The organism is Rhodoferax sp. LS1R11 (genome assembly GCF_056521395.1).
On sequence record NZ_JBWMAW010000001.1, the window covers coordinates 495,554 to 519,467 of the forward strand.

26 protein-coding genes and 1 other RNA gene are annotated in these 23,914 nt (G+C 60.2%); 13 read left to right on the forward strand and 14 right to left on the reverse strand.

Going from position 1 to position 23,914, the window contains the following annotated elements; translation table 11 throughout:
• Positions 1-3: 3 nt before the first annotated feature.
• Both AC097N_RS02360 and AC097N_RS02365 read right to left on the reverse strand, forming a co-directional pair.
• The gene (locus AC097N_RS02360) at positions 4-321 is read right to left on the reverse strand and encodes a DUF1840 domain-containing protein (RefSeq protein WP_479579113.1); all 318 of its coding nucleotides are present in this window, start codon (positions 319-321) and stop codon (positions 4-6) included.
• A 76-nt stretch (positions 322-397) separates the two neighbouring features.
• Entirely contained in the window at positions 398-1,342 is a 945-nt protein-coding gene (locus AC097N_RS02365; protein ID WP_479579114.1) for a LysR family transcriptional regulator, read from the reverse strand.
• A gap of 115 nt (positions 1,343-1,457) precedes the next feature.
• Here AC097N_RS02365 and AC097N_RS02370 point away from each other — a divergent pair, with 115 nt between their 5' ends.
• From AC097N_RS02370 to AC097N_RS02385, 4 genes are read left to right on the forward strand one after another with little or no spacing between them, the layout of a single operon-like run.
• Positions 1,458-2,420, forward strand: a complete 963-nt coding sequence (locus AC097N_RS02370; RefSeq protein ID WP_479579115.1) for a Bug family tripartite tricarboxylate transporter substrate binding protein — start codon at positions 1,458-1,460, stop codon at positions 2,418-2,420.
• A gap of 8 nt (positions 2,421-2,428) precedes the next feature.
• On the forward strand, positions 2,429-3,442 hold the full coding sequence (locus AC097N_RS02375) for a 4-hydroxythreonine-4-phosphate dehydrogenase PdxA (RefSeq protein WP_479579116.1): 1,014 nt from the start codon (positions 2,429-2,431) through the stop codon (positions 3,440-3,442).
• A gap of 30 nt (positions 3,443-3,472) precedes the next feature.
• Positions 3,473-4,645 carry an L-rhamnonate dehydratase gene (locus AC097N_RS02380; protein WP_479579117.1) on the forward strand — a complete coding sequence of 391 codons (1,173 nt, stop codon included), beginning with the start codon at positions 3,473-3,475 and terminating at the stop codon, positions 4,643-4,645.
• Between the two features lie 2 nt (positions 4,646-4,647).
• Complete coding sequence (locus AC097N_RS02385) at positions 4,648-5,565, forward strand: dihydrodipicolinate synthase family protein (RefSeq protein ID WP_479579118.1); 918 nt, start codon at positions 4,648-4,650, stop codon at positions 5,563-5,565.
• A gap of 334 nt (positions 5,566-5,899) precedes the next feature.
• On the opposite strand, the gene AC097N_RS02390 is transcribed toward AC097N_RS02385, so the two are convergent.
• The 4 genes from AC097N_RS02390 to ffs all read right to left on the reverse strand — a co-directional run bounded on the left by AC097N_RS02390 (position 5,900) and on the right by ffs (position 7,349).
• The gene (locus tag AC097N_RS02390; protein WP_479579119.1) at positions 5,900-6,424 is read right to left on the reverse strand and encodes a DUF6680 family protein; all 525 of its coding nucleotides are present in this window, start codon (positions 6,422-6,424) and stop codon (positions 5,900-5,902) included.
• Positions 6,425-6,530: 106 nt separating this feature from the next.
• Positions 6,531-6,815, reverse strand: a complete 285-nt coding sequence (locus AC097N_RS02395; protein ID WP_479579120.1) for a hypothetical protein — start codon at positions 6,813-6,815, stop codon at positions 6,531-6,533.
• Positions 6,816-6,853: 38 nt separating this feature from the next.
• Positions 6,854-7,150, reverse strand: coding sequence for a DUF6538 domain-containing protein (locus tag AC097N_RS02400; RefSeq protein WP_479579121.1), 297 nt, complete (start codon positions 7,148-7,150; stop codon positions 6,854-6,856).
• A gap of 102 nt (positions 7,151-7,252) precedes the next feature.
• Positions 7,253-7,349, reverse strand: an RNA gene (gene ffs, locus AC097N_RS02405) — signal recognition particle sRNA small type.
• Positions 7,350-7,423: 74 nt separating this feature from the next.
• On the opposite strand from ffs, the gene AC097N_RS02410 reads away from it, so the two are divergent.
• The 6 genes from AC097N_RS02410 (at position 7,424) to AC097N_RS02435 (ending at position 13,372) form a co-directional block, all read left to right on the forward strand.
• The gene (locus AC097N_RS02410; RefSeq protein ID WP_479579122.1) at positions 7,424-8,782 is read left to right on the forward strand and encodes a tetratricopeptide repeat protein; all 1,359 of its coding nucleotides are present in this window, start codon (positions 7,424-7,426) and stop codon (positions 8,780-8,782) included.
• 29 nt (positions 8,783-8,811) lie between these two features.
• The gene (dnaX, locus tag AC097N_RS02415; protein ID WP_479579123.1) at positions 8,812-10,749 is read left to right on the forward strand and encodes a DNA polymerase III subunit gamma/tau; all 1,938 of its coding nucleotides are present in this window, start codon (positions 8,812-8,814) and stop codon (positions 10,747-10,749) included.
• A 62-nt stretch (positions 10,750-10,811) separates the two neighbouring features.
• A complete protein-coding gene (locus AC097N_RS02420) occupies positions 10,812-11,144 on the forward strand; it encodes a YbaB/EbfC family nucleoid-associated protein (RefSeq protein WP_479579124.1) in 333 nt (110 codons plus the stop codon).
• Between the two features lie 6 nt (positions 11,145-11,150).
• Complete coding sequence (gene recR / locus AC097N_RS02425) at positions 11,151-11,741, forward strand: recombination mediator RecR (RefSeq protein ID WP_479579125.1); 591 nt, start codon at positions 11,151-11,153, stop codon at positions 11,739-11,741.
• 61 nt (positions 11,742-11,802) lie between these two features.
• Positions 11,803-12,216 (forward strand): MAPEG family protein, encoded by a 414-nt coding sequence (locus AC097N_RS02430; RefSeq protein WP_479579126.1) that lies wholly within the window; start codon positions 11,803-11,805, stop codon positions 12,214-12,216.
• 109 nt (positions 12,217-12,325) lie between these two features.
• Positions 12,326-13,372 carry an ABC transporter substrate-binding protein gene (locus AC097N_RS02435; RefSeq protein ID WP_479579127.1) on the forward strand — a complete coding sequence of 349 codons (1,047 nt, stop codon included), beginning with the start codon at positions 12,326-12,328 and terminating at the stop codon, positions 13,370-13,372.
• Between the two features lie 14 nt (positions 13,373-13,386).
• Here AC097N_RS02435 and AC097N_RS02440 read toward each other — a convergent pair whose 3' ends face one another.
• The gene (locus AC097N_RS02440; RefSeq protein WP_479579128.1) at positions 13,387-14,979 is read right to left on the reverse strand and encodes a transglycosylase SLT domain-containing protein; all 1,593 of its coding nucleotides are present in this window, start codon (positions 14,977-14,979) and stop codon (positions 13,387-13,389) included.
• Positions 14,976-15,746 carry a hydroxyacylglutathione hydrolase gene (gene gloB / locus AC097N_RS02445; protein WP_479579129.1) on the reverse strand — a complete coding sequence of 257 codons (771 nt, stop codon included), beginning with the start codon at positions 15,744-15,746 and terminating at the stop codon, positions 14,976-14,978. Before gloB ends, AC097N_RS02440 begins: the two co-directional genes overlap by 4 nt.
• Between gloB and AC097N_RS02450 the strand changes: the two genes are divergently transcribed.
• Positions 15,745-16,533, forward strand: coding sequence for a class I SAM-dependent methyltransferase (locus AC097N_RS02450; RefSeq protein WP_479579130.1), 789 nt, complete (start codon positions 15,745-15,747; stop codon positions 16,531-16,533). The genes gloB and AC097N_RS02450 overlap by 2 nt on opposite strands.
• Positions 16,534-16,983, forward strand: coding sequence for a ribonuclease HI (gene rnhA, locus AC097N_RS02455; RefSeq protein ID WP_479579131.1), 450 nt, complete (start codon positions 16,534-16,536; stop codon positions 16,981-16,983).
• A 19-nt stretch (positions 16,984-17,002) separates the two neighbouring features.
• Here rnhA and moeA read toward each other — a convergent pair whose 3' ends face one another.
• From moeA to AC097N_RS02475, 4 genes are read right to left on the reverse strand one after another with little or no spacing between them, the layout of a single operon-like run.
• Complete coding sequence (gene moeA / locus AC097N_RS02460; protein ID WP_479579132.1) at positions 17,003-18,277, reverse strand: molybdopterin molybdotransferase MoeA; 1,275 nt, start codon at positions 18,275-18,277, stop codon at positions 17,003-17,005.
• Between the two features lie 2 nt (positions 18,278-18,279).
• A complete protein-coding gene (gene mobA / locus AC097N_RS02465; RefSeq protein WP_479579199.1) occupies positions 18,280-18,906 on the reverse strand; it encodes a molybdenum cofactor guanylyltransferase MobA in 627 nt (208 codons plus the stop codon).
• A 4-nt stretch (positions 18,907-18,910) separates the two neighbouring features.
• Entirely contained in the window at positions 18,911-20,071 is a 1,161-nt protein-coding gene (moaA, locus tag AC097N_RS02470; RefSeq protein ID WP_479579133.1) for a GTP 3',8-cyclase MoaA, read from the reverse strand.
• 27 nt (positions 20,072-20,098) lie between these two features.
• Positions 20,099-20,860 (reverse strand): SDR family oxidoreductase, encoded by a 762-nt coding sequence (locus AC097N_RS02475; protein ID WP_479579134.1) that lies wholly within the window; start codon positions 20,858-20,860, stop codon positions 20,099-20,101.
• A 169-nt stretch (positions 20,861-21,029) separates the two neighbouring features.
• Between AC097N_RS02475 and AC097N_RS02480 the strand changes: the two genes are divergently transcribed.
• Positions 21,030-21,854, forward strand: a complete 825-nt coding sequence (locus tag AC097N_RS02480) for an HDOD domain-containing protein (RefSeq protein WP_479579200.1) — start codon at positions 21,030-21,032, stop codon at positions 21,852-21,854.
• Positions 21,855-21,859: 5 nt separating this feature from the next.
• On the opposite strand, the gene AC097N_RS02485 is transcribed toward AC097N_RS02480, so the two are convergent.
• Both AC097N_RS02485 and AC097N_RS02490 read right to left on the reverse strand, forming a co-directional pair.
• On the reverse strand, positions 21,860-23,293 hold the full coding sequence (locus AC097N_RS02485) for an aldehyde dehydrogenase family protein (protein WP_479579135.1): 1,434 nt from the start codon (positions 23,291-23,293) through the stop codon (positions 21,860-21,862).
• 16 nt (positions 23,294-23,309) lie between these two features.
• Positions 23,310-23,885, reverse strand: a complete 576-nt coding sequence (locus AC097N_RS02490) for a hypothetical protein (RefSeq protein ID WP_479579136.1) — start codon at positions 23,883-23,885, stop codon at positions 23,310-23,312.
• Between the last annotated feature and the right edge of the window lie 29 nt (positions 23,886-23,914).

Sequence of the window (23,914 nt, forward strand, 5' to 3'; positions counted from 1 at the left end):
TTTTCAAACGCCCCAGACCACGTCCTTGCCCGCTTCGGCGCTGTGCTTCAGTAGCTCGATGAAGGGCGTTGCCCGTGCTCGCAGCATGACGCTGTCACCCTCCACGTCTTCTTCGAGTTCAACCCCATTTTTGCGTTGGGCTATCGCCGCCTCATGCACCACGATGGCAGCATGAAGTGCTGCGATGGCGGCGGGGATCTGTTCTACGGTGATGATGCCCTGGGTCGAGGGGCCTTTGCCAATGATCTTGAGCATCTGCTCGCCGTTGGTCTGAAGCATGATGACGTCGGCGGTGGCTTGGGATTTGAATTTGTAAACCATGTTCAGTTCTCCATGAAATAGCTTGTTGGCAATCGTACAGTTTTGATTGTGCGCGTTTGAAGGCGTGTTGGGTGTTTCAGGGCAAGACCGGGTTGGTTGGCTTGTCGTGCAGCAGCGCCAGAAACCGGGCCGTAGGTGTACTCAGGGGGCGGTCCCGGCGCACGATGCTGCCGTAGGCAGCCAGGCTGTTCTGGATGGCATAGGGCAGGATCGCCAGCAATTTGTGGCGCTGGTAACGCGATGCCACCGAGTCCGGAATGACCGCAATCATGTCTGACTGTGCAATCAAATTGGTGGTGGTGAGGATGGAGGCGGTCTCGATCAGCCCCTTGGGCATGGGGGCAAAGTGCATGGCAAATTCCCGCTCCATGACATCACGCATCGGGCTGCCTGCGGGCTGCAGTATCCAGGGGTAGGCCTGCATGGCCAGGAAGGGGACTGACGTTTCGCCCGCCAGCGGATGCGTCCGGGATACCACCACGGCCAGTGCTTCATCCGCCATGGGGCGAAATTCGTAGTCCTGCGCAGGCAGACCCATCGCGCGGCCGATGACCAGGTTCAGCGAACCCTCCTGCAGCAGCTTGACCAGGTGATCGCTGGTCCCCACCGATATCTCGATGGACAGCAGCGGGAATTCCTTTTTGAGTTCAATCAAGGCGTGGGTCAGGTGCGAGGGTGATGCCGCCATGATGCTGCCGATGAACAGTTTGCCCGCGCTGCCCAGCGTGAGTTCCTGCAACTCCTGGCTGAGCGCCGCCATGGTACCGCGCACCCCCCTGAAGTAACCCAGCACGCATTGGCCCGACGCGGTCAATTGCAGCCCGCGGCCCACGCGGTCAAACAAGGGATGACCCACGGCGTCTTCCAGCTCATGGAGCATCTTGGTCGCGCCCGGCTGGGTCAGGCCCAGGGCTTCCGAGGCGCGGCGCAAGGTGCCATGTTGCTCGATGGCCAGCAGCAGGGATACCTGCCGCATGCGCAAGCGGTTCAGGAGTTGAGGGGCGGGTTTGGGGGTGCTCATTGATAACTAAATGATATCAATACTTAATAAACATTCAATTTACGTTTAATTGTTTGAGTCCTACGATGCAGCCCATAGTCCACGCCATCTCGGCGTGGATACAACGGAGACAACGATGAAAAAAATTCTATGGGTAAGCGCCCTGGGGCTGGTTGCTTTGGCCTGTGGCACCACCAACGCGCAGGAATGGCCGACCAAGCCCCTGCGCATTCTGGTTGGCTCATCACCCGGTGGCGGCACCGATGCCATGGCCCGCGCCGTGGCAGACCGGCTGGGCCCGCTGCTCAAGCAACCCGTGGTGGCTGAGAACCGCCCTGGCGCCTCCAACACGCTGGCCGCCGACCTGACCGCCAAGTCCACCGACGGCCACACCCTGGTGATGGGCGTGTCCACGGCGCACGCCATTGCGCCCCATTTGCTCAAACTCAATTACGACAGCAACAAAGACCTGGTGCCGGTGGTGTTTGTAGGTGCTGTGCCCAACGTGCTGGTGGTCAACCCCAACCTGCCGGTCGACTCGGTGCAATCCCTGATCAAACTGGCCAAGAGCAAGCCCGGCAAGCTCAACTACGCCACCAGCGGCGCGGGCAGCACCCAGCACATTGCAGCCGAATTGTTCAAGGATCAGGCGGGTGTTTTCATCACGCATATTCCTTACCGGGGCAGCGGCCCGGCTTTGGTGGACCTGGTCAGCGGCGAGGTGCAGTTGAGCTTTGACACCATGCCTTCGGTCATCAATCACATCAAGAGCGGTCGCATCAAGGCGCTGGCCGTGGCCAGCGCCCAGCGTAATCCACAGCTTCCCAATGTGCCCACCATGGCCGAAGCCGGCCTGAAAGGCGTGGAGATGAGTGCCTGGTATGGCATTTACATGCCCAGCGCCACGCCCAAGGCTGTGCAGGAGCGCGTTTACACCGAGGTGACCAAGATTCTGGCCATGCCTGAAACCCAGACCCGTCTGGGCGCCATCGGTGCCGACCTCACGCCCATGACACAGGCCCAGTTTGCGCAGTTTCACGCTGACGAGAACAAACGCTATGGCGATCTGATCCGCAAGAAAAACATCAAACTGGAGTGACCCAAGCCATGAGCATCAAAAACACGCCCGTGGTGGCGCTGACCCTGGGCGATCCCGCTGGCATTGGCCCGGAGCTGATCGCCAAACTCTTGAGCGAGCCGGGCATCACCACCAAGGCTAACATCGTGCTGCTGGGTGACCCCTGGCTCTGGCAGGATGGCCAGACAACGGCCGGCGTGACGGTGGCGACCCAGGCGGTGAGCAGCCTGGCCGAGGTGCGCAGCCGTGCCGACCAAAGCCTGCCCGCTTTTCTGGCGCTGGACACGATTCGCCCCGAGCAAGTGCAGCGCAGTCAGGCCCAAGCCGCGTGTGGTGCGTCCACCTTGCAGGTGCTGAACCTCTGCATGGACGGGACCCAGCGCTGCGAGGTTGATGCCATCTGCTTTGCGCCACTCAATAAATTTGCCATGAAGCTGGGCGGCTTGAAGCATGAAGACGAGTTGCATCACTTTGCCCAATACCTGGGCGTAACGGGCTACTTTTGTGAGTTCAACACTTTGGGTGATTTGTGGACCTCGCGCGTGTCCTCGCACATTCCGCTTAAGGAAGCCGCCAGTTACCTGAGCCAGGAGCGCATCCAGCAAGCCGCCCGCCTGATTTACAACTCGCTCAAGGCCAATGGCATTGCGCAGCCCAAGGTTGCCGTGGCGGCCTTCAACCCGCACGGTGGCGACGGCGGCACCTGTGGCCGTGAGGAACTGGACATCATTGCCCCGGCGGTGGCGGCGCTGAATGCGCAGGGGCTGCCCATCGCAGGCCCGTTCCCGGCAGACACCATCTTTTTGAAAGCCCGCGATGGTGAGTACCAGGCCATCGTCACCATGTACCACGACCAGGGCCAGATCGCCATCAAGCTCATGGGCTTTAGCAAGGGCGTGACGGTGCAGGGCGGCTTGCCCGTGCCCATCACCACGCCAGCGCATGGCACGGCGTATGACATTGCGGGCCAGGGCCGGGCCGATGTGAACGCCACGCTCAATGCGTTCCAGATTGCGTGCCGCATGGGTGCAGCACGTTTGTAAACCTCTCATCTTCAACTTCTCAACACCATCATGAAAATCAAATCCGTACGCGCCCGTGTGTTCGAGTGGAAAGGCAAGACCGTTCCACCCCAAGGCAACTTCTGCTCCAACGCCATGGACCTGGTGTATTCCAAAACCGAATCCATGAGCACCTTCCGCTTCCACTCCTGGACGGTGGTGGAGATTGAAACCGATGACGGCATCATCGGCCTGGGCAATGTCGCGCTGGCACCGGCCATTGCCAAAGCCATCATCGACCAGTACCTGACGCCGCTGGTGCTGGGCCAGGACCCGTGGGATTACGAATACCTGTGGCAGCGCATGTACCGCGCCACCCACGCCTGGGGCCGCAAGGGCGTGACCATGGCCGCGATCTCGGCGATTGACCTGGCCATTTGGGACATTCTGGGCAAGTCGGTCAACAAACCCGTGTTCAAGCTGCTGGGCGGTCGTACCAAGGAAAAAATCCCTTGCTACTACTCCAAGCTGTACCGCACCGACCTCAAGGAAATGCAGGCTGAGGCCCAGAAGTTTCTGGACCAGGGCTTCACCGCCTTCAAGATGCGCTTTGGTTACGGCCCGGCGCACCTGCAAAAAGGCGTGGCGGAAAACCTGAAGTCGGTGGAAGCGATTCGCGAAGTCATCGGCTACGACAACGACCTGATGCTGGAGTGCTACATGGGCTGGAACCTGGAGTACGCCAAACGCATACTGCCCAAGCTGGAAAAGTTCGAACCCCGCTGGCTGGAAGAGCCGGTGATTGCGGACGACATCGACGGCTACGCCGAACTCAACCAGCTCACCAGCATCCCGATCTCGGGTGGCGAGCATGAATTCAGCCTGTATGGCTTCAAGCAACTGCTGGACAAAAAAGCCGTGAGCGTGGTGCAGTACGACACCAACCGTGTCGGCGGCATCACGGCGGCACACAAGATCAATGCCTTGTGTGAAGCCTACAGCGTGCCCGTCATCCCGCACGCTGGCCAGATGCACAACTACCACCTCACCATGAGCACCATCGCCTCGCCGATGAGCGAGTACTTTCCGATGTTCGACGTGGAAGTGGGCAACGAGTTGTTCTATTACATCTTTGATGGCGAGCCCGTGGCCGAGAACGGCTTTGTGCAGCTGGACGACAACGTCCCCGGCCTGGGGCTGACGCTCAAAACCGAGTTTCTCGACCAGTTCAACATCATCGAATGAGCATGACTGCACGTTACAAGGGCGTCTTTCCGGTGGTGCCCACCACCTTCACCGACGCTGGCGAGCTGGATCTGGAGAGTCAGAAGCGTTGCGTTGATTTCATGATCGACGCCGGTTCCACCGGTCTTTGCATTCTGGCGAATTTCTCGGAGCAGTTTGTCCTGAGTGACGACGAGCGCGAGGTGCTGACCCGAACCATGCTGGAGCATGTCAACGGCCGCGTGCCGGTGATCGTCACCACCACGCACTTTGGCACCCAGGTGTGCGCCGCGCGCAGCCGCCGGGCGCAAGACATGGGCGCGTCCATGGTGATGGTGATGCCGCCTTACCACGGCGCCACCATTCGCGTGTCTGAAGACAAGGTGTACGAGTTTTACGCAGCCTTGTCGGATGCGATTGACATTCCCATCATGGTGCAGGATGCGCCGGTCAGCGGCACGCCGCTGTCAGCCGCCTTCCTGGCGCGCATGGCGAAAGAAATCAGGAACGTTGCTTACTTCAAAATCGAAACCGCCGGTGCCGCCAGCAAGCTACGCGATCTGATTCGCCTGGGCGGCGACGCCATTGAGGGCCCGTGGGACGGCGAAGAAGCCATCACCCTGTTGCCCGACCTGGACGCTGGCGCCACTGGCGCCATGACGGGCGGTGCCTACCCGGACGGAATCCGCACCATCGTGGATGCCTACCTTGCCGGACGCCGGGGCGACGCCATTGCGGCCTATACCAAATGGCTGCCCCTCATCAATTTCGAGAACCGCCAGGGCGGCATCCTGACGGCCAAGGCCTTGATGAAGGAGGGCGGCGTCATTGCCTGCGAGGCGCCGCGTCATCCCTTCCCAACCATGCACCCCGAGGTGCGCAAGGGCCTGATCGAGATTGCCCAGCGGCTGGACCCGCTGGTGCTGCGCTGGGGCAACTAGCCGGCTTGTTGGAATAAAAAATGGTTTTTTTGCTCGCAGGCCCAGGTGGGACCTGCGGGAGTAGCTATTGAAAATATAGCAATTTCAAGTCATGCCAAATGACCAGTTCCTGCTGACTGGGGCGTTTTTGAAACCCGCGTCAACACGGGGTTTCCTTGAATGAGGTTGACGAGCCTTGACTTCACAGTCAAATGGCTGGATATCCCTATCCATGGGGTTCTCCGGAGGTTGGTCCGTCGCGAGGGTCGCATCAGAGTGTCACACTTAGGAACTAACTCTACCATTTCAAAGCTGCAAACAATGATGCGGGTGTTTCGGCCAATGCAGCCGTCCCCTACGCTTCGCCATTCTGTTGGCCGGGGATATTGGTGACAAACATCGATAGAGGTCTTTTGCCCGAGAGTATTTCAGCAAGTGAACTGCGAATGACCCCGTGCTCACCCTCTTGGCTCCCGTACCCTTCAGGGTAGTAGCACTGATTCTTGATGTGCGTCTTATCAAAGTCGAAACCTAGAAAGACTGCCATGGCATGCAGCAATTCAACTAGGAGCTCAATTCGGCGAGTCCCCCATAAGTCCCTTGGGTAAGACTTGTCTCCAAGATGGTCAAGGTAGTGCTTCCACAGTCTGCGGATTTCCACTTGACTCTTAAGGTTTGAATGGAAGACAACGTCGATCATGTTGAGTGCCTCCACATGCCGTGGATCGAGATTGGCCGCGCGGGTCGCCATCAGTGTCTTGAAGATGCGTAGCTGCTCCTCGCGGTACTGCCGTTTCCTGTCTAGCCACTGTGTGACCTGAACCGCAAAAAGGGGTGCGGCCAGCGTTGATATGAGAACCATCCAGTCTTTGAAATCCATACAGTCCTATTTAAATGTCACTGGGCACTATATATGGCGCCTGTGGCCGCCTCAAGCAATTGTTGGCTGTGTGTCTGTAGGAGGAGCCCTTCAGGATAAGTCCTGGCTAGTCGTCTGATGCTTCGGGCGCCCGTTGCTCCCAGTACTTGCCAGTGCCGGTAATTTGTTCAACTGCGTCATTGGCGGCTTCGTACTCTTTGTTGTAGAGGAGTGGGATGCCAAAAACAGGGACTAGAAACCCTGCGAGTGAGGCTAACACCGTGTCGTACTTGACGTACAACAAACCCGCTAGGAGGGTCGCTATCAGGAACCGCAGGTCCTCGGCAACGCCCAATTTCGCCCCAGCAACGGCAACTCGCAACTCGGCGGTCAATAGGTCCTGACTTTTCATTTCAAACTCCTAAGTTTCCAGGTGGGTCCTGAGCGTGGCTACTTCGAGCAGTTGCAGTTGAATAGCGGCAGGTTCTGATTGCCGGTTGTCACTAGGCGATCACTGAACCAAGTCGGTGATGTTCCAGTCAAGGTTAGCTTGGGACCTTTCACGGCAAAAATGCCTGAGGCTAGCACCTTGGCCTCGCGGAGGTCGGACGTTCCAAGGGATTGGACCAGCTGGGTCCTTCCTGCATACGCGGCCCTGATTTCAAGGGGGATAACGACTCGGAGTTGATAGACGCTTCCGCGTGGGAAGAGTCCCGGGAGCTTCGCCATGTTCGTGTCGATTTTCATGTTCGGATTTTATGAAAGTGACACACTGAACTGACACACAAGAGGCCCGTAAGTCCTTGTCAGGACTTACGTTGTTGATTTCTCAGGAGAATCTTGAATAAGGTTGACGAGCCTTGACCCCGGCACTGGCTTCACAGTTAGGGCTGCTTGGTTCCCCACCTGACCCGGTTGGCCGCTTCACCATGCGGGAAGGCCCGTCAGCCGTTATTGTAAATGCATTGGGGACTTTTTTGCTGGCAGCCCTCGTCAATGTGGATGCCGTAACCTCAGGGCATGACCGAGTTTGTTCCCGTTTCTGCTGAAAGCCTGTTTTATGAGGGTGCGCGCCATATGGTCGAGGGCGACTCCGTCCGGGCCGAGGCCTGTTTTCAAAACGCCTTGCAACTGTCGCCTGATCTGGCGGAAGCGCATGCCAATCTGGCATTCTTGTTCGATGAGCGGGGCGCCGTTGCCGAGGCCGAAGCCTGCTACCGGCGGGCCATTGCCTTCAACCCCGGGATCTCGCAAGTTCACCTGAATTTCGGTACCTTGTTGGCAAGCCTCATGCGCCTTGACGAAGCCATCGCGGCCTACCAGCGTGCGATTGAGTTGGCGCCGGAGTCCCCGGCGGCTTGGTCCAATCTGGGTGGGCTTTATGCGGCCATGAAACGGGACGTCGAGGCCGAGGCCTGTTGCCGTCGGGCCATGGCGCTGGAGGAGGGCTACGCCAAGGCGCGTTTCAACTTGGCGTATGTGCTTTTGCGACAAGGCCGGTTTGACGAAGGTTGGCCGTGTCTGGACGCCCGGGATTGGTATGTCGGCCTGGAGGCGCACCTGGACTGTCCGCGCTGGCACGGCGAATCGCTGGATGGCAGGTCACTTCTCATCGGTTTTGAGGCGGGTCATGGCGACATGATCCAGTTTGGCCGCTATGCCGCGGTTCTCAAGGGGCAAGGCGCTGCACGCATCACCTTGCTGTGTCACCCGGCGCTGAAGACTTTGTTTGCCACCTTGGGTGGGGTCGACGAGGTGATCGCTTTTGACGAGCCTGTTCCGTCCACCGGCTGGGACTGCTGGACGCCGTTGATGAGTATTCCCCTGTATTGCCACACCCGGCTGGACAACATGCCCGCAAGCCTGCCTTATTTGCAGGCCTCTGACGTTCAAGTGGCTAAGTGGCGTGATCATTTGCCGGCAGACGGAGTGCGCGTCGGCCTAGTCTGGAAGGGCAACCCCCGGTTTGAAAACGACGCGCATCGTTCATTGCCGGGGCTGGAGGTGTTGCGGCCTTTGGCGCAAGTGCCTGGCGTGCGTTGGGTCAGCCTGCAAAAAGGGGCGGGGGAAGACCAGGCCCTGAGCCCGCCTGAGGGCTTGTCGTTGCTGCATCTGGGTTCGCAGATCGAGGATTTTTCGGACACGGCGGCCATCGTGGCGGGGCTGGACCTGGTCATCTGTGTGGACACGGCCGTTGCCCATCTGGCAGGCGCTTTTGGGCAAGCCCTGCTGGGTGCTGCTACCGGCTTACAAGACCGACTGGCGCTGGCTGGAGGACCGCACGGACTCGCCCTGGTACCCCGGCGTGCTGCGGCTGTTTCGTCAATCGGTGCAGGGGCGCTGGACGGACGTCGTGGACGAGGTCGCGGTGGCCCTTGAGGCATTCGTGCAGCTTAGAATCGGTCCCCATGTCTTATCTCGTGCTAGCCCGCAAGTACCGCCCCCGTAACTTCACTGAAATGGTGGGGCAGGACCACGTGGTGCAGGCGCTCACCAATGCGCTCACCACTCAGCGGCTGCACCATGCCTACCTGTTCACCGGCACTCGGGGCGTGGGCAAGACGACGGTGTCGCGCATTCTGGCCAAGTCGCTCAATTGCCAGGGTGTGGACGGCACGGGCGGCATCACCGCCACGCCGTGTGGTGTGTGCCAGGCCTGTACCGACATTGATTCCGGCCGCTTTGTGGATTACACCGAGCTGGATGCAGCCTCCAACCGGGGCGTGGACGAAGTGCAGGCGCTGCTGGAACAGGCGGTTTACAAGCCGGTTCAGGGGCGCTTCAAGGTTTTCATGATTGACGAGGTGCACATGCTCACCAACACGGCGTTCAACGCCATGTTGAAGACGCTGGAAGAGCCCCCTGAGTATTTGAAATTCGTATTGGCCACGACCGACCCGCAAAAAGTGCCGGTCACCGTGTTGTCGCGCTGCCTGCAGTTCAACCTGCGCCCGATGGCCCCCGAGACCATCCGCGAGCACTTGCAACAGGTGTTGCTGGCCGAAAACGTTTCCGCCGATGTTCAGTCCTTGCGTTTGGTCGCCCGTGCCGCCCGCGGCTCCATGCGTGACGCCCTGAGCCTGACCGACCAGGCCATTGCCTTTGGTTCCGGTCAACTTGATGAAGCCACCGTGCGCCTGATGCTGGGCAGCGTGGACCGGTCGTATGTGTTCCGTCTGCTGGAGGCGCTGGCCCTGGGGGATGGCAAGACGGTGGTCGAGACCTCCGAGGCCTTGCGCCTGAACGGCTTGAGCGCTGCGTCCACACTGGAAGAAATGAGCAGTGTGTTGCAGCGCATGGCCGTGCTCCAGGCCGTGCCGTCAAGCGCCACAGAGGCCGACGACACCGACCCGGAAGCGGGCGAGATGGCCCGCCTGGCCGCGCTGATGCCCGCCGACGAGACGCAGTTGCTCTACAGCATCTGCCTGCATGGACGCGGGGAACTCGGCTTGGCCCCCGACGAATATGCGGCGCTGACCATGGTGCTGTTGCGTTTACTGGCCTTCAAGCCCGCCACTGGCCACTTGGCCGTGGCGGAAAAAAAAACTCCAAATAATGCTCTGACCGAGGTTCGGCCGACGTCTGTCGCGTATGCGCCGCGGCCCGTGGCCGCTCCGGTGCGAATGGCGCCACCTGTCCCAGCGTCCAGCCCCCCAGCGCGTGTGCAGCCTTGGGAGGATGAGCCTGAGAGGGCTCCAGCCCAGGCAGAACAAGCGCAAGCTGCTACAAAACTGGAAGCAGTGCCTGCGCCGCAACCCGATTTGCCGCCGGGCCAGCAGTTGCATGTCGTGACCACGCCATTGGCGGTGGATCATGCACGTTATTTTGAGTCAAAAGAGGCTGTAGCCCCCGTGGAACGTGCGCAGGTAGCTACAGAAGTTGTAGCAATTCCCGTGCGTGTGCAGGCTGATTCTCGTTCCGAGGCCGCGTCGGGGCAAACGGCTGCCGCGGTTCTGGTGCCCACCGAGGAGGGGGCGTTCTGGCATGGCACGGTGCAGCAGCTCATTGCTGCCGAGGCCATCACCGCGCTGGTGCGCGAGTTGGCCTTGCAGTCACAGCTCATTGCCCGCGACACCGACCAGTGGATATTGCGGGTCGAGCGTGAATCGCTTAACCAGCCCGGCACGCGTGATCGGTTGACCGCCGCCTTGCAGACCTCGGGCCACAGTGTGCGCCTGGTGGTCGAAATCGGCCGCGTGACCGACAGTCCCGCCCGGCGCAATGCGGCGCTGGTGGCTGAACGTCAACTGGCGGCCGAAAAAATCATTTTTGACGATCCGTTCGTGCAAACCATGATGCGTGACTTTGGGGCGAAAATCGTCCCCGGCAGCATCAAGCCGGGCTGATTCCGCCTGCCGCACCAAATTGCTTCACCGCTTTACATTTCAAACCAAACCAAGGAATTCCCATGTTCAACAAAGGACAACTCGCCGGCCTCATGAAGCAGGCCCAGGCGATGCAGGACAACATGAAAAAAGCCCAGGACGAACTGGGCTTTGTGGAAGTCACCGGAGAATCCGGTGCTGGCCTGGTCAAGGTCACCATGACCTGCAAACACGACGTCAAACGCATCACCATCGACCCCAGCTTGCTGGCGGACGACAAGGACATGCTGGAAGACCTGGTGGCCGCCGCTTTCAACGCCGCCGTGCGCAAAGCTGAAGAAACATCGGCCGAAAAAATGGGCAAGCTCACCGCGGGTATGCCTGGTTTGCCCGGTGGCATGAAGTTTCCGTTCTAAGGCTGCGTGGCTGATCTCAACTCGGTTGACGTCCTGATTCAGGCGCTGCGACGCCTGCCAGGCGTCGGGGTGAAGTCTGCCTCGCGCATGGCTTTTCACCTGCTGCAGCATGACCGTCCGGGCGCGCTGGAGTTGTCGCGCGCCCTCAGTACGGCGGCCGACAGTGTGCGGCATTGCGAGCGCTGCCATACCTTCACGCAGGCCGAAGTTTGCGCCACCTGTCTTGATCCGCGCCGTGACACCTCCAAACTCTGCGTGGTGGAAACCCCGGCGGATCAGTCCGCGGTGGAGCGCACGGGCGCTTACAAAGGTTTGTATTTTGTGCTGATGGGCAAGCTCAGCCCGCTCGATGGCATCGGGCCCAAAGACATTGGGCTCAAAAAGCTGTTTGACCGGGCCTGTGACGGCACCGTGCAGGAGGTCATTCTGGCCACCAACTTCACCGCTGAAGGTGAAACTACGGCACACGTGATCAGCGAGGGGCTCAAGTCCCGCGGGTTGCGCCTGACGCGTCTTGCACGTGGCGTACCTGTCGGAAGCGAACTGGAATATGTTGATCTGGGCACTATTGCACACGCATTTGTGGACCGGCGTTGAGTCCCGGCGGACCAGCCCAATGAACTGGCAATAATTCCGCCTTTTTTAAATTGAATTCCTGATGAATTTTTCTCATTTCACCATCGCTTACTGGTGCGTTCTTGTGGCCGCCTTGCTGCCTATTGTTTGTGCAGGCATCGCCAAGTCAGGCAAGTTCAGCACAGCCCGGCGTGACGGGGGCTATGACAACGGCAACCCCCGCGCGTGGCTGGAGCAACAAGTGCATTGGCGCGCCCGCGCCAATGCCGCGCAAGCCAACAGCTTTGAGGCGCTGCCTTTTTTCATCGGTGCCATCATCATCGCGCATCAGCTGGGCGCGAACCAGGCGCGCGTGGACGTGCTGGCGCTCATCTATATTTTCCTGCGTCTGATGTACATCATGATGTACGTCTCGGGTCTGGCAACCGTGCGCAGCGTGATTTGGGCGCTGGCACTGGGCGTGAACATCGGCATTCTGTTGGTCGGTTACCGCTGAATCTAAGTACTAACCCCCTCGGGGATGTTCCCGATGCAGGTTAGTTGACGGCTGACTATGCTCAGACCCAGGCAGCTCAAAAAAATAAAGAGCGCCAAAGAGGACTCCTATGAACTCGATTCGACTTGATCGCCGAACCTTTGCTGCTGTCACGGCATGGTCGGCTACGGCGGTGGTTGCGCCTGCCTTGTGGGCTCAACCGCGGCTGGAAAAAACCAGGGTCAGTATCGCCGTGGGCGGCAAAGCAGCTTTTTACAACTTGCCACTGACCATTGCCGAGCAGCTCGGTTATTTCAAGGCCGAGGGGCTGGAGGTTGAAATCGGTGATTTTGCCGGTGGCGCGCGTGCTTTGCAGGCCGTCGTCGGGGGTGTGGCTGATGTGGCATCCGGTGCCTATGACCACACCATCAGTGCGCAGGTCAAAGGGCAGAAGTTGCTGGCTTTTGTGATGCAGGGGCGGGCGCCAGGTATTGCCATGGGTGTGTCGCTCAAGGCGGTGCCGCATTTCAAATCAATCGCTGATCTCAAAGGTAAAAAAATTGGTGTTTCATCGCCCGGGTCGTCCACCAACATGGTGGCCAATTTGATTCTGCTGCGTGCAGGCCTGAAGCCCGCTGATGTGAGCTTTGTGGGCGTGGGCACATCCGCAGGCGCACTGAGCGCATTTCGCTCCGGTCAGATCGACGCCATCAGTACCGTTGACCCGGTGATGACGATGTTGGAACAAAAAAGCGAGATTCGCGTCATTGCCGATACCCGAACGCTCAGGGGCGCCCAGGAAGTGTTCGGCGGTCCAATGCCGGCGGCATGCCTGTACGCGCCTGCCGAGTTCGTCAAAAAAAACCCGAAAACGGTTCAGGCGATGAGCTACGCCATCGTGCGCAGCCTGAAATGGCTGCAGACGGCGGGGCCCAGTGACATCATCAAAGTGGTTCCTGAGGCCTACCTGCTGGGCGACCGGGCTTTGTACCTGGCCGCCTTCAACAAAGGGCGCGAAGCCCTTTCGCCCGATGGCGTGATGCCCGAAGAAGGTCCACGCACGGCAGCGCGCGTGCTGTCGAGTTTTGATCCGGCAGTCATTGAGGACAAGATAGACCTTGGTGCCACTTACACCAACGAGTTTGCGAGGAAGGCCAAGGAGCGTTTCAAGAGTTGACCGGCTCCCGGGGTTTAGCGATTTGCGACGCGCGTACCTTTGGCCAGTTTGTTTTTTGCTTGTTGGGGGCTGGACTTGGGTTCGCCTTTGCCCTTGCCCTTGGCCGACACCCTGGTTTCGCGTGCGTCTTCTTCTTTGCTGCTGCTTTTGGCTTTGGCCAGCATTTTGCTGGACTCCGGCAAGTGCAACACGATGGCCTGGCGGGCTTTGAAGGTGGCAGACGTGCTCACCTTGTTCCATTCCGCCACACTGGCGGTGCTGACGTGATAACGGTGCGCAATACTTGCCACCGAGTCTTTTTTGCCCGCTTTGACCGTGGTGCGGACCAGAATGATCTCAGGGGCGAGTGAGACCTGTCCGTGGTCTGCCACATGCGCGCCGACGTCGGTATCAAGATGGGTTCCGCGAGGTACCAGCAAGCTGGAGCCCGCCTTGACCACCATGCGCGGCGGGATGCTGTTCATGCTGCGCAGATCGCTCTCGGTCATGCCCACGCGCTTGGCAACTTCTGATACCTTCATGGTGGACGGCGCCAGCCATACGGTCCAACTCGCCAGCCGGCCGCCGCTGTAGGCCTCCAGGTTGCTCTGGAACGTCGCGGCATTGTCCCAGGGCAACAAGATGTGTGGCGTGCCGGCAGCCATGATGACGGGGCGGCTGACCGACGGGTTCAAGGCCTTGAAGTCTTCCAGTGGAATCTCGGCCAGCTTGGCAGCCAGCGCTACGTCAATGTCACGTTTGATGTCGACGGCTTGAAAGTAGGGGTGGTTTTCAATGTGGGGCAGGCGTGAGTTGTACGCAGCCGGATCGCCCACAATATTTTTCACGGCCTGCAATTTGGGCACGTAGAAACGTGTTTCCATGGGCATGTCCAGATCGGAATAGGTCAGGCCCAGGCCTGCCCGCTGGTTTTTGGCGATCGCACGTCCCACGCTGCCTTCACCCCAGTTGTAGGAGGCCAGGGCGAGCTGCCAGTCACCAAACATGCGGTGGAGTTTTTGCAGGTAATCCAGCGCTGCGCGGGTGGACGCCATCACATCACGCCGGTCATCGCGGAACACACTTTGCTTGAGTTCAAAGTGTTTGCCCGTGGCCGGCATGAACTGCCACATACCGGCGGCTTTCGCGCTAGACACTGCCTGCGGGTTGAAGGCACTCTCAATGAACGGCAACAAGGCCAGCTCGGTCGGCATGTTGCGACGTTCCAGCTCCTCAACAATGTAGAACAGGTACTTGCGCGAGCGGTCGGTCATGCGCAGGATGTAGTCAGGCCGTGAGCTGTACCACTGTTCGCGGTCATGCACCAGATCGCTTTCAAGGTTGGGCATGGCGTAACCACGGCGAATACGTTCCCACAAATCGGCAGGAGGCACCAGTTGGGCGACTGCGCGCGAACTGGCTTGCGCAGCGGTGATGGGTTTGAGGGTATCGCTGTAGCTTGGGTTGCCCGACCGGCTGGAGTTGGCAGCCGTGCCTTTGGTAGACGAGGCATTGGGTTGTTGATTGCCGTAAGCGCCAATCGGGTCCGAGGAGGAGGAGGGGCCCAGATTGGCACAACCTGTCAGCCAGACCAGGCCGGTTAGGCAAAAAATATTGAGTAATTTCATTGAAACTTGTTTTTCCATTGGCGAAGGGCGGCAAAGATGGCCACCTCATCGCTGGCTGATGCGTCAAAGCCTTGTGCTGCCTTGATGAGGGCCGCCTGGCGAGTACGCAAAAAAGGATTGATCTCACGTTCCAGCTGGATCGTTGAGGGCAGGGTGGGCTGCAGGCGCGCCCGCGAGTCCTGTGCCTGAGCGGTGTACGCGGCCAGCGCCTGGTTGTCCGGGTCTACTGCATTGGCGAATTTCAGGTTGCTCAAGGTGTATTCGTGGGTGCAGCACACGCGGGTCGCCGCTGGCAAGGCCGCCAGTGAGTCCAGCGAGGCCAGCATTTGCACCGGTGTGCCTTCAAAAAGCCGCCCGCAGCCGCCGCTGAACAGCGTGTCGCCACAAAACAGCAGCGGCGCGCTGTCCATTTCCTTGCAAAAATAGGCAATGTGCCCCGCCGTGTGTCCGGGTACATCCATGACCTCGAAGGTCAGGCCGAGGGTGTGCACCTGATCGCCGCCCTGGAGCCGGATCAGGGGCTCTGGCATGACTTCGTGCAAGGGGCCGAACACTTTGGCGCCGGTGGCCTGGCGCAAGGCGCTCACGCCGCCGGTGTGATCGGGGTGATGGTGCGTGACTAGAATGGCATCGAGCCGCAAACCCAGTTGTTGCAGGGCCTCAAGAACGGGTTGTGCATCACCAGGGTCGACCACCAGGGCCTGCTGTCCGTCATGCAGCATCCAGATGTAATTGTCGGTAAACGCGGGTAGTGGTAATAACTTCATGAGCGATCAAATTATAGGTTTGCACGACTGGTTTCAGACGCCGCCTGGCCGTTACATGCTGGCGTGGGAGCGTGCCCAGCTGGATCTGGCGGTGGCTGACGTGTTCGGATTTCACGCTTTGCAACTGGGGATGCCCGAGCTGGACGCCCTGGCGGCCAACCGCATGCCGCACCGCTGGCTGGCGACGCCGGTGCCGACACCCATGGCCACCTTTGTGACTGATTTCTCCGCACTCCCCTTTACCGCCAACAGCCTGGACCTGGTGGTGTTGCCTCATGCCCTGGAATTGGCGCGTGACCCACACACCACTTTGCGGGAGGTCGAGCGGGTGTTGGTGCCTGAAGGGCGGGTCATCATCAGCGGGCTGAATCCGGCTTCCCTATGGGGATTTCGGCAACGGCGAGCGCACCTGTACCATCGGCTCGGTTTTGGGCACATGTTTTTGCCTGAAGCAGGTGAGTTCATTGGCTACTGGCGCTTGCGCGACTGGTTGCGGTTGTTGGGGTTTGAGGTGGAGGTGGCACGTTTTGGTTGCTACCGTCCGGCACTCTCCAGCCAGAAATGGTTGGATCGTTTTGACTGGATGGACCGGGCGGGTGACCGCTGGTGGCCCATTTTGGGGGCGGTGTACTTTGTGGTCGCCGTCAAACGGGTGCGTGGCATGACGCTGCTGAGTCCGACATGGAAAACTTCCCGGCCACTGGTTTCTGCTCCTGTTTCAGTAGCAAATAGCGCAGCATTGACGGGGGCTAAGGCCCTGAATGACAAGATAAATTTGGAGCTTTGATTGAACGCGATAGAAATTTACACGGATGGCGCCTGCAAGGGAAATCCGGGGCCGGGCGGTTGGGGTGCATTGCTCAAGACGGAGGACTCCCAAAAAGAACTGTTTGGCGGCGAACTGGGCACCACCAACAACCGGATGGAGATGATGGCCGTGATTGAGGCGCTCAGTGCCCTGAAGCGTCCCTGCAACGTGACCCTGCATGTGGACAGCCAGTATGTGCTCAAAGGCATGACGGAATGGCTGGCCGGCTGGAAAGCCAAAGGCTGGAAGACCGCGGCCAAACAACCCGTGAAAAACGTAGACCTCTGGCAGCGTCTGGACACGCTGGTCAGTACCTCCGGCCACAAGATTGACTGGCGCTGGGTACGCGGTCACAACGGTGACCCGGGCAATGAGCATGCCGACATGCTGGCCAACAAAGGTGTGGAACTGGCGCTGCGGCAGCGTTGACCCGAGCGCGGGCGGGGCCTCAGATCACGCCGTCAAACATCATCACATCGACTTCGTCGCCAACCGCCACATGGCCTTGTTCGTGATGTAAAACGATCAAGCCGTTGGCCTGCACCATGGAGCTCAGCACGCCTGAGCCCTGGTTGCCGGTGGTTTTGACTTGCAGGGCGCCATTGGATGCGGTCGTGACCATGCCGCGCTGGTATTCGGTGCGGCCCGGCTTTTTGCGCAGGGGCTCCAGGCTTCGCGCCTTGAGAAGCGGCAGGGGCGCTGCCGTGCAACCCATCATTTGCAGCAGGGCCGGACGAACGAAGGCCAAAAAGGTCACCATCACCGCCACCGGGTTGCCTGGCAGGCCAAACAGCACGGATTGGCCAATGCGTCCGACCGCCATGGGACGGCCGGGGCGCATGGCAATTTTCCAGAACGCCACATCGCCCAGCTTTTTCATCATGGCTTTGGTGTAGTCCGCATCACCCACACTCACGCCGCCGCTGGTGATGATGGCATCGGCCTGGTTGGCGGCTTGGGTGAAGGCGGCCTCCAGCAGCGTTGGCTCATCCCGGATGACGCCCAGGTCGATGACCTCGCAACCCATGCGGGTCAGCAGGCCAAACACGGTGTAACGGTTGCTGTCATAGACCGCACCTTCCCGTGGTGCCTCGCCCAGGCTCAGAATCTCGTCACCGGTTGAGAAATAGGCCACTCGCAGCTTGTGCCATACCGCTACCCTTTCAATACCCAAACTGGCCAGTAGCCCAATAGCAGCGGGCGTAAGCAGCTCTCCTTTTTGTAGCGCTGGCTGGCCTTGCATCAGGTCTTCACCCAGCTTGCGACGGTTGTCACCGGTTTGCAGCAGACCCGCCGGGATGATGATCGTCTCGGTGTCCCCGGCGCTGCGCGTGACAAACTCTTGCGGCACCACGGTGTCGAGCCCCGCGGGCATGACGGCCCCGGTCATGATCTTCACGCACTCACCGGGCCGGGTCTGGCCTTGCCAGGCTTTGCCGGCAAACGCCGTGCCCACCACTTTCAGACTCAGGGGTGCCAGAGGCGCCAGTTGTGCGCCGGTCAACGCATAGCCATCCATGGCCGAGTTGTCATGGGGTGGTACGCTGATGGGGGAGATGACATCCTGCGCCAACACGCGGCCCAGGGCCTGGAATACCCCCACCTCCTCCGAGCCCGTGACGGGCGCGACCAGGCGCGACAAGAAGGTGTTGACAGAGGCCGCACTCAGGGCTTGCGGGTCATAGCCGGCCAGCTCGGCGGCAATCGCGTCAATCGTCTTCATGTTCAGGTGTTTTCAAGCAGGCGCAACTCGGCCAGCGTGTTGGCGTTGAAAAACGCGTGCGGATCATCACCCGGCAAATCAAACGGAACCAGTACGGTGTGGTGCAGCGCCGTCCAGGCGTCAATCTTGCGGCCCCCGGCCTGGGTGAACTTCACCAGGCTCTCCAGCAAATCCACCCTCAGCAGGCAAAAAACCGGTTGGGCGCGAATCTGCACCTGACCCTCTTTGTCGATTTCCGGTGCGGCGGCCATGGCGATGTCTGCATCTGCCGATTCCAGCGCCTCGGCCAGACGGGGTACCAAGTCAAGCGGCAGCAAGGGCGTGTCGCAAGGCACAGTCACCAAAAAAGGTGTCTCACAGCGTTCCAGACCGGTCAGGAAGCCCGCCAAGGGACCCGCGTAGTCGGCAAGCCCGTCGGGCCAGACTGAGGCGCCAAACGATTCGTAGGCCGACAGGTTGCGGTTGGCGTTGATCATGATGGACCCAACGCCGCCGCCCATCTGCAGGCGGGTGAGCGTGTGCAGGGCCAGGGGCATGCCGTTGAAGTTCTGCAGGCCTTTGTCAACGCCGCCCATGCGGGAGCCACGGCCCCCGGCCAGAATCAGGCCGGTAATTTCATTGGGATTGATCAAGTCATCCTCCTATGTAGCTCATTTCAACGCGGCGTCCAGCGGTGCCGGCATCGGGCTCCATGGCGCTGCGCAGTTCGGAATACCGGTCCGAGCGACCCTGCCAGATATGGCCGATGGCCGACGCCAGGTCGGCATCGGAGGCCTCTGCGCGCAGAAGCGAGCGCAGGTCATAGCCCTGGGACGCGAACAGGCACAGGTACAGCTTGCCCTCGGTGGACAGCCGGGCCCGGTTGCAGTCGCCACAGAAGGCCTGCGTCACGCTGCTGATGACACCAATTTCACCGGCGGCCTTGTCATGCTGGCCAGACGCGTCTGCAAAACCCCAGCGCTCGGCTGTTTCACCGGGGTTGGATGGTTCCAGTTGCACCAGGGGCAGTTCGGCGTGAATCAGTTGAACCACGTCCGCTGACGGCAGCACCTCGTTCATGCGCCAGCCATTGGTGGCGCCCACGTCCATGTATTCAATAAAACGGAGCACAATGCCGCTGCCCCTGAAGCGCCGCGCCATCGGCAAAATCTCGTGCTCATTGGTGCCGCGCTTGACCACCATGTTGATTTTGATCGGGCCCAAGCCGGCTTCCTGTGCCGCTTCAATGCCGGCCAGCACGTCGGTTACCGGAAAGTCCACATCATTCATGCTGCGAAAGACCGCATCATCCAGCCCGTCCAGGCTCACGGTCACGCGCTGCAGGCCGGCGGCTTTCAGGTCACGGGCCTTGCGCGCGAGCAACGAGCCATTGGTGGTCAGCGTCAGGTCCAGCGGGCGGCCCTCCACCGTGCGCAGGACCGACAACTGCTCGATCAGTAACTCGATGTTTTTGCGCAACAGGGGCTCACCCCCGGTAAGGCGTATTTTTTGCACGCCATGGGCGACAAAGACTTTGGCGATGCGCGTGATCTCTTCAAAGGACAACAGGGCAGCGTGCGGCAGGTAGCTGTAGTCCTTGTCGAAAATTTCTTTCGGCATGCAGTAGTTGCAGCGGAAGTTGCAGCGGTCCGTCACGCTGATCCGCAAATCACGCAGGGGGCGGCCCCGTGTGTCGGACAGGAGGCCGTTGGCGGCGATGTGTGTGTCGGCAGAAAAGGCGGCGGGCGGCACGAGATGCGACGCCGAGCGCAGGTCAACCAGTGGCACAACCCGGGGCGTGTGGCGTTCAGTCATGAGGTGGGGCTCTTGATGATCAGGCTGTCAAACACAGCGTGCACCGTCAACTTCGATACACACGCCACTGATGAACGCGGCCTCGTCGCTGGACAGATACAGCGCAGCATTCGCCACGTCCAGCGCCGTGGAAAACCGGCCCAGCGGGATGGAGGCGAGAAACTGCGCCTTGCGTTCCTCTGTCACCGGACCGCCCGCAAATTCGGCCGCCAGTCCGGTGTCCGGGTTGAAGACCGGGTTGATGCAGTTGACCCGGATGTTGTCCGGCCCCAACTCGGCCGCGAGCGACTTGGAGGTCGTGATCACTGCGCCCTTGGAACCGTTGTACCAGGTCAGGCCGGGGCGCGGACGCACGCCAGCGGTCGATGCGATGTTGATGAAACTGCCGCCGCCTTGTGCCCGGAACACCGGTGTGGCATGGATGGTTGCGAGGTAAATGCTTTTGACATTGACGGCATAACACTTGTCAAACTCGTCTTCGGTCACTTCCAGCGCCGGGCGATTGCGGTGGGTCCAGCCCGCGTTGTTGACCATCACGTCCAGTGCGCCATGGCGCTGTACGGCAGCAGCCACCAGCGCCCGCACCTCATCAGAGCGGGTGACGTCCGCCGCAAAAAACGAAGCTATACCACCCGCTGAGAGGATGTCGGCCACCACTTTTTCGCCCAGGACGGGATTGATGTCATTGACGATGACCCGGGCGCCCTCATTCGCCAGCCGTTTGGCAATGCCTTCGCCAATGCCGCCGCCAGAACCGGTCACGATGATGGATTTGTCTTTAACGCGCATGGTCAGGGCTTTGCTATGGTGAGGGGGCGGGTTCAGAAGCCGTAGCTTTCAACCCGCATTTTGGCGGGAGGGCGACGGGATTCATGCCGAATTTTGGCACGTTTCCATTTTGCGGGTCTGGCTGATAATGACCTTGATTCAATAATCTGAACCCAGGAAATAGGCCATGATGACACTCGGGGAATTGCTGGCTTCTAACGGGGCGCTGCCCAGCATCCCCAAAGTGATTGCTTTGCTGCTCAACGAGCTTGACCAGGATGAGCCCGACCTCAGAAAGATCAGCCAGTTGATCAATACTGACCCGGTGCTGACCACGCGCTTGCTGCGGCTGGCCAACTCGGCGCAATTTCAGCTGACCAGCAAGGTCAGCAGCGTGCCGGAGGCGCTGGCGCTGCTGGGCCTAAATCAGGTTCGGTCCCTGGCCGCGGCGGCGGCCGTGGTGGGTGCGTTCAAATTGATTCCGGGCCTGGATATGCAGCAGTTCTGGACCTACAGCCTCAATGTGGGCAAGCTGTCACGGCTTCTGGCTGGCATGGTTCGGCAAAATCAGCCTGCGGCATTCACGGCCGGTTTGATTCACGCCACCGGTGAGCTGGTCATGCACCTGGGCTTGCCCAACGAGTTCCTGTCGCTGTCATCCCGTGTGTCGGTTCTGGGCTTGAAGCGGGCTGCCGCTGAGAGCAAGGTCCTGGGCTACAACTATGCGGATGTGGGCGCTGGTTTTGCCCGTAGCTGGCAGTTCCCGCAGGCCATCGTGGATGCGCTGCAGCACCAATGTGCCCCATTTGACAATGACGCCTATGAATCGATGGCGGGGGTGCTTCATTTGGCGTCCTGGCGAGCCCGTGCCAAGGAGGCCAATTTGAATAAAAACGAGATGACGGACCGGTTCCCTGCCGAAGTCGCTTTGACGTTAGGGATCGACATCGACATGGCGCTCCAGCAAGACCCTATTGACTGGACCTCGCGCACAGAAGTTGCTGTACTCGCGTAAAACCCTCACCCGTGGCGTAAGGCCACGGTTTTGAGGGTCGTGAAGCCATAGAGCGCCTCAAACCCCTTTTCGCGACCATGGCCGCTGGACTTGACACCGCCAAATGGCAACTCCACGCCGCCACCCGCCCCGTAGTTGTTGATGAACACCTGGCCACAGCGCAGCCGCCGGGCCATCCGGAACTGACGTGCACCCTCGGTTGTCCACACCCCGGCGACCAGGCCAAACTGCGTTGCGTTAGCCAGTTCCACCGCATGGTCCTCATCGCGAAACGACATGGCCACCAGCACCGGACCAAATATTTCTTCCTGAGCCAGGCGGTGCATGACCGGCACATCACGCAGCAAGGTCGGAGCCTGGTAAAACCCTGTCTCAGGGGCTTCGTCAACCACTTTGCCCTGGGCGACCATCGCAATATGCGCGACTTGGGCGTCGCTCAGGAAATCCCAGACCCGCTGCTGTTGTTGCTGGCGAATCAGGGGCCCCAAATCCAGGTCCATGGCCGCAGGACCTACGCGCAGGCTTTCAAACGCAGCGCCCAGCCGTTCCAGCAAGGGCTCGTAAATGGCCTGGTCCACCAATAACCGGGAGCCCGCGGAACAGGTTTGGCCCGAGTTCTGGATGATGGCGTTGATGATGGCAGGCACTGCCTCATCCAGGTTGGCATCGGCAAACACAATTTGAGGACTTTTGCCGCCCAACTCCAGCGTCACTGGGCAGTGGCGCTGGGCTGCGACTTGCTGAATGAGCGTGCCCACGGAAGGACTGCCGGTGAAGCTGATGTGGTCGATGCCGGGGTGGCGCGCCAAGGCGTCACCGACCTCATGGCCGTAACCCGTCACGATGTTGAGGACGCCAGCCGGAAAGCCCACGTCGGCGGCCAGCTGCGCCACGCGCAGCAATGACAGGCAGGCATCTTCGGCAGGTTTGACCACGCATACATTGCCCGCCGCCAGCGCGCCGCCTACGCTGCGGCCAAATATCTGCATCGGGTAATTCCAAGGAATCACGTGGCCGGTGACACCATGCGGCTCGCGCCAGGTCAGGACGCTGTAGCCCTCCTGGTAGGGCAGGGTCTCGCCGTGCAGCTTGTCGCAGGCCCCGGCGTAGAACTCAAAGTAGCGGGCCAGGGCCAGCGCGTCGGCACGGGCCTGTCGGGTGGGTTTGCCACAATCGCGTTGCTCAATGCTGGCCAGCTCCTCGGCATGCTCGGTGATTTTGAGGGAGAGCCGCATGAGCAGGCGGCCGCGTTCTGCCGCGCTGAACTTGGCCCACACGGCGTCAAAACCTTCGCGCGCGGCCCGCACGGCGGCATCTATATCCGCTGCGTTACTGCGCTGGATTTCGTCATAGGGTTGCCCATCGGAGGGGTCAATCACGGGGAGCGTACGACCTGAGGAGGAGGGGCGTGAGGCGTTGGCGATGAAGTTGAACTGCATGAATTAAAAAGTCTCTTTAGCGGTTGGTCACGATGGCGGGACCCATTTCTTGCAGCGGCCCCAGCGGGTTGCTGGTGACCTCCAGCTCATTGACGCTGGGTTGTCCTCCCCAGGCGCGGTAAACCACCACATCGTCAACCATCAAAACCAGCGCATTAAAACGCCAGCCGGTCGTTTCGGAGCGACGTGAAAAATTGGTGAAATCCAGAAAGAAGTTGCCGGTGCGCGCCTTGAGAATGCGGGCTGCGGAGATCGCCCAGCCCCGGCAGGCGTCGCGTGCGTCCAGACAAGCCAGAACGCCTGGATCAAGGTCTTCTCTTTTGAGCAAGCCGCTGGGCAGAAACTGGCGCACGATGTCGGCATGCGTGAGGATGGTGGTGTTGGGTTGCTGGACCGGGTCAATGCCCAGCCGGGACAGCACGGCTACCGTGCTTTTCATGGGCGTCAGGCCCTTGATGGCGTCGCGGGCTTCGTCAAAGGTCTTGAAGGGTGACGATTCGCTGCGCGCTTGCGGCAACATGGAAGAGCAGCCGACCGTCAGCAGCGTCACGGACAACAGTGCGCTGCCGAGCAAGATATAGCGGGAGTTCAAATTTGCACCTGCCTGATGGAGTTGTTGGA

Coding starts and splice junctions, on each gene's coding strand:
- AC097N_RS02360 (WP_479579113.1), bottom strand. CDS start 321: ATGGTTTACAAATTCAAATCCCAAGCCACCGCCGACGTCATCATGCTT.
- AC097N_RS02365 (WP_479579114.1), bottom strand. CDS start 1,342: ATGAGCACCCCCAAACCCGCCCCTCAACTCCTGAACCGCTTGCGCATG.
- AC097N_RS02370 (WP_479579115.1), top strand. CDS start 1,458: ATGAAAAAAATTCTATGGGTAAGCGCCCTGGGGCTGGTTGCTTTGGCC.
- AC097N_RS02375 (WP_479579116.1), top strand. CDS start 2,429: ATGAGCATCAAAAACACGCCCGTGGTGGCGCTGACCCTGGGCGATCCC.
- AC097N_RS02380 (WP_479579117.1), top strand. CDS start 3,473: ATGAAAATCAAATCCGTACGCGCCCGTGTGTTCGAGTGGAAAGGCAAG.
- AC097N_RS02385 (WP_479579118.1), top strand. CDS start 4,648: ATGACTGCACGTTACAAGGGCGTCTTTCCGGTGGTGCCCACCACCTTC.
- AC097N_RS02390 (WP_479579119.1), bottom strand. CDS start 6,424: ATGGATTTCAAAGACTGGATGGTTCTCATATCAACGCTGGCCGCACCC.
- AC097N_RS02395 (WP_479579120.1), bottom strand. CDS start 6,815: ATGAAAAGTCAGGACCTATTGACCGCCGAGTTGCGAGTTGCCGTTGCT.
- AC097N_RS02400 (WP_479579121.1), bottom strand. CDS start 7,150: ATGAAAATCGACACGAACATGGCGAAGCTCCCGGGACTCTTCCCACGC.
- AC097N_RS02410 (WP_479579122.1), top strand. CDS start 7,424: ATGACCGAGTTTGTTCCCGTTTCTGCTGAAAGCCTGTTTTATGAGGGT.
- dnaX (WP_479579123.1), top strand. CDS start 8,812: ATGTCTTATCTCGTGCTAGCCCGCAAGTACCGCCCCCGTAACTTCACT.
- AC097N_RS02420 (WP_479579124.1), top strand. CDS start 10,812: ATGTTCAACAAAGGACAACTCGCCGGCCTCATGAAGCAGGCCCAGGCG.
- AC097N_RS02430 (WP_479579126.1), top strand. CDS start 11,803: ATGAATTTTTCTCATTTCACCATCGCTTACTGGTGCGTTCTTGTGGCC.
- AC097N_RS02435 (WP_479579127.1), top strand. CDS start 12,326: ATGAACTCGATTCGACTTGATCGCCGAACCTTTGCTGCTGTCACGGCA.
- AC097N_RS02440 (WP_479579128.1), bottom strand. CDS start 14,979: ATGAAATTACTCAATATTTTTTGCCTAACCGGCCTGGTCTGGCTGACA.
- AC097N_RS02450 (WP_479579130.1), top strand. CDS start 15,745: ATGAGCGATCAAATTATAGGTTTGCACGACTGGTTTCAGACGCCGCCT.
- gloB (WP_479579129.1), bottom strand. CDS start 15,746: ATGAAGTTATTACCACTACCCGCGTTTACCGACAATTACATCTGGATG.
- moeA (WP_479579132.1), bottom strand. CDS start 18,277: ATGAAGACGATTGACGCGATTGCCGCCGAGCTGGCCGGCTATGACCCG.
- moaA (WP_479579133.1), bottom strand. CDS start 20,071: ATGACTGAACGCCACACGCCCCGGGTTGTGCCACTGGTTGACCTGCGC.
- AC097N_RS02475 (WP_479579134.1), bottom strand. CDS start 20,860: ATGCGCGTTAAAGACAAATCCATCATCGTGACCGGTTCTGGCGGCGGC.
- AC097N_RS02480 (WP_479579200.1), top strand. CDS start 21,030: ATGACACTCGGGGAATTGCTGGCTTCTAACGGGGCGCTGCCCAGCATC.
- AC097N_RS02485 (WP_479579135.1), bottom strand. CDS start 23,293: ATGCAGTTCAACTTCATCGCCAACGCCTCACGCCCCTCCTCCTCAGGT.